Raw genomic sequence first — 3352 nt, forward strand, 5'->3', positions numbered from 1 at the left:
CCTGCGCCCGCAACGCCGCATCAGTCCGACCCGACACCGTCCACGCCACCGCAACAGGCGGATCACCCTCACCCACAGCAGCAGACTCAGGCTCAGGCTCGGACTCAACCTGCTCCAAGATCACATGCGCGTTCGTCCCACTCATGCCGAACGACGACACCCCGGCCCGACGCGGCCGACCGACCTCGGGCCACTCCCGAGCCTCCGTCAACAGTTGAACGGCCTCTGACGTCCAGTCCACATGGCTGGTCGGCTCGTCGATGTGCAGCGTCCGTGGCAGCACCCCATGCCGCATCGCCATCACCATCTTGATCACACCCGCCACACCCGCAGCCGCCTGCGTATGACCGATATTCGACTTCACCGAACCCAGCCACAGCGGGTTTGCCGGGTCCCGGTCCTGCCCATACGCCGCGAGCAGCGCCTGGGCCTCGATCGGATCGCCCAACGTCGTCCCCGTGCCGTGGGCCTCCACCGTGTCCACCTCCGACGCGGAGACACCGGCATTGACCAGCGCCTGCCGGATCACCCGTTGCTGCGAGGGGCCGTTCGGCGCGGTCAGGCCATTGGACGCACCGTCCTGGTTCACCGCCGAACCCCGCACCACCGCCAGCACCGGATGACCATTCCGCCGCGCGTCCGACAACCGTTCCAGCACCACCACACCCACACCTTCGGCCAGCCCCATCCCATCCGCGGCCTCGGCAAAAGCCTTGCAGCGGCCGTCCCGGGCGAGTCCGCGTTGGCGGGAGAACGCCAGGAAGGCCCGGGGCGTGGCCATGATGCTCGCGCCTGCCGCGAGGGCCACCGTGCATTCGCCCTGCCGCAGCGACTGACAGGCGAGATGCAGCGCCACCAGGGACGACGAGCACGCCGTATCCACTGTGACCGCGGGACCCTCCAACCCAAACGCATACGAGATACGGCCCGACACCACGCTGGTGGCGCCACCGGTGAGCAGGTGGCCCTCGAGGCTGTTCGCGGCCGGAGCCATCAGCGACGCGTAGTCCTGGCCGCTGCTGCCCACGAAGACGCCGGCCGGGGTGCCCTTCAGCGACTCAGGGTCGATGCCCGCCCGTTCGACCGCCTCCCACGACGTCTCCAGCAGCAACCGCTGCTGCGGATCCATCGCCAACGCCTCACGCGGTGAGATCCCGAAGAACCCCGGGTCGAAATCAGCGGCCCCGTCCAGGAAACCGCCCTCGCGGACGTACGACTTCCCTTCCTTGTCGGGGTCGGGGTCGTACAGATCCACGTCCCAGCCACGGGAGTCGGGAAACGCCGACACCGCGTCGTGCCCCGCCGCCGCCAGCCGCCACAAGTCCTCGGGGGACGCCACGCCACCGGGGTAGCGGCAGCCCATGCCGACGATCGCAATGGGTTCGTCGGTCACGGCACCGCCCGGCGCGAGCACCGGTGCCGCGGCGGTGCCGACCCGGCCGGAGACCTCCGTGAGCAGATGGTCGGCGAGCGCGTTGGGCGAGGGGTGGTCGAAGACGAGTGTCGTGGGCAGGGCGAGTCCGGTCGCCTCGCGCAACCGGTTCCGCAGTTCGACGGCGGTCAGCGAGTCGAAGCCGAACTCACGGAAGGCGCGTCCGGCGTCCACCGCGTCCGCCGACTCGTGCCCGAGCACATCGGCGGCCGTCGAGCGCACCAGGTCCAGCAGTACATGGCGGCGTTCCTGTGCGTGCAGACCGGCGAGCCGCTGCGCAAAGGCGGACTCCGACGGGGCCGGGCCCGACGCGGCACCGACCGTCCGCCCGGCGGTGGTGGCCCCGGTGAGATTCCGCAGCTCGGGCAGTTCGCCGAACAGCCGGCTGGACCGCGCCGATGTGAACACCGGCAGGAACCTCTCCCAGTCGACATCCGCGACGACGGGGTCGGTCTCGTCCAGCGTCAGCACCCGCTGAAGGCCGGCGAAGGCCGCCTCCGGTGCCATCAGCGGCAGCCCCTGCCGTCGCAGCCGGTCGATGATCACGGCACCTTCGTCGGCGCCCTCGATCCGCGCCGCGTCCCAGACGCCCCAGGCCACCGAGGTCGCGGTGCGTCCCCGGGCGCGGCGCTGCTGCGCCAGCGCGTCGAGGTAGACGTTCGCCGCCGCATAGGCTCCGTGCTCGCCACTGCCCCACACGCCCGCGATCGACGAGAAGAGCACGAACGCGTCCAGGGAGTCTCGGTCGAGCAAGTCGTCGAGGTGCCGGGCCCCGCTCACCTTCGCCGACATGACATGTGCGAAGTGAGCGAGCGTGGTGTCCTTGAGCGATTCGAGTTCGATGACAGCCGCCGCGTGAATGACCGCCTGGATCGGCTCCTCCTCCGCCCCAAGCCGGTCGATCAGGGCAGCCAGAGCGGCGCGGTCGGACACATCGCACGCGGCGATCGTCACCGGCACGCCGAGTGTACGAAGCTCCGCCTCCAGTTCGGCGGCGCCGGGGGCATCCGGTCCACGCCTGCTGACGAGCGCGATATGAGCGGCTCCGTTGTCCGCCAGCCAGCGGGCGATACGGCGACCCAGTACGCCCGTACCGCCGGTGACCAGCACGGTGCCGCGCGGCTGCCAGGGCGTGTCGGAGGTCGGCTGCGACGACGCGCGGACGAGCCGCCGTACGAAGACGCCGGAGGGGCGCAGTGCGAGCTCGTCCTCGGTAGTGCCACCGCTCAGCACCGTGGCAAGTCGGGCGTGGGCGGTCTCGTCGTGTGCGTCGGCCAAGTCGACCAGTCCGCCCCACAACTCCGGGTGTTCCAAGGCCACGACCCGTCCAAGGCCCCACATCTGGGCCTGGAGCGCACTGTGCACCGGCTCGGACGGCATGACGGACACGGCGCCTTGGGTGGCGCACCACAGCCGGGCCGCGATGGCCTCGTCCGCCAGCGCCTGCACCAGGGCCAACGTCAGGGCCAGCCCTGACGGCATCACCGCATGTTCCGGATGCGGCTCCTCGTCCAGTGCCAGCAACGACAACACCCTCACCGGCACCGCACCATCGGCGCCGTCCAGCGCCTCCCGCAACCGCGCCGCCACAACCCCCCGATCAGCATCCGCCGCCGACAACTCCAACCAGCGGACCTGCGCGCCATGGGTTTCCATATCGGCCCACGGCTGCCGGTCGTACCCTGTCGGCACGACCATGAGCCAGGTGCCGGAGGCCGCCGTACGGACCAAGGCGTCGGCCGCCGGTCGCCAGACCGCGCGATACCTCCACGCGTCCTCGGCGGATACGACGGGGGCGGCGGACTCAAGCCAGTAGCGCTGGTGTTGGAAGGCGTAGGTGGGCAGGTCAACGTGGTTGTGCGGACCGGGGAGCACCGTGGTCCAGTCCACGGCCACACCGCGTACCCATGCCTCGGCGAG

Annotated in this window: 1 protein-coding gene; it reads right to left on the bottom strand. The window is 70.6% G+C overall.

Translation table 11 applies throughout. The features are described 5' to 3' along the window. Nucleotides 1-3352: type I polyketide synthase (locus AB0E24_RS45860; RefSeq protein ID WP_359386010.1), on the bottom strand; the 3352-nt coding region annotated here is incomplete at both ends.

Origin of the sequence: Streptomyces malaysiensis subsp. malaysiensis (genome assembly GCF_040653035.1) — a bacterium.
GTDB lineage: Bacteria > Actinomycetota > Actinomycetes > Streptomycetales > Streptomycetaceae > Streptomyces > Streptomyces malaysiensis.